This is a genomic window from Mesorhizobium sp. WSM4983, from assembly GCF_029625765.1.
GTDB lineage: Bacteria > Pseudomonadota > Alphaproteobacteria > Rhizobiales > Rhizobiaceae > Mesorhizobium.
This window is the reverse complement of sequence record NZ_JARTVM010000033.1, coordinates 1-777: the sequence shown is the minus strand read 5'-3', so window position 1 is coordinate 777 and position 777 is coordinate 1. Positions and strand designations below refer to the sequence as shown.

The window sequence follows — 777 nt, the reverse complement described above, 5'->3', positions numbered from 1 at the left end:
CTAGGTGTGAGCTTTCGAGAGGTTGTCCATTCGGACCGGACCGAGGAGACTGGAGTTACCACGCTTCAGCATCCATCGGAGGGTCCGAATGAACATCCACAAGAATGCCCGTCTCACACCGCTGCGTCGAGAGGAGATGGCGTTATCGGTGATAGAAGGCGCTTTTTCCAAAGCCCATGCGGCGCGCGTCTATGGCGTGTCGGCCAAGATCGTGGCGCGCTGGGTCGAGCGCTATAAGACCAAAGGGCGGGCCGGCATGGTCGACCGCTCGTCGCGGCCCACCGTCATGCCGAGCCTGACCGAACAGTCCGTGGCCGAGCGCATCGCAGCCTTGCGTCGCCAGCGGCTGACCGGCAAGCACATCGCCCATGAGGTCGGCGTCTCGCCCGCCACCGTCAGCCGGGTTCTCAAGCGTGCCGGGCTGTCGCGGCTCAGGGATATCGAGCCGGCCGAACCGGTCCGGCGCTACGAGCGGGAGCATCCCGGCGAGATGATCCATATCGACATCAAGAAGCTCGGCCGCTTCAGCCAAGTCGGCCATCGTATCACCGGCGATCCGCAAAAGGGCAAGTCGCGCGGCGCCGGCTGGGAGTTCGTCCATGTCTGCATCGACGACGCGTCCCGCATCGCCTTCTCGCAAATCCTGCCCGACGAGAAAAAGGAGTGCGCCATCGCCTTCCTCAAGGCCGCGGTCGCCTATTACGCCAGCCTCGGCGTCACGATAGCCCGCGTCATGACCGACAACGGCTCCTGCTACAGATCAAAGGCCTTCGCCAA

The 777-nt window shown here is 63.8% G+C and carries 1 protein-coding gene; it reads left to right on the top strand.

The annotated features are described in order from the left end of the window. Window positions 1-88: 88 nt before the first annotated feature. The coding region (locus tag P9254_RS28820; protein ID WP_278052568.1) for an IS481 family transposase at window positions 89-777 on the top strand (689 nt) is incomplete at its 3' end.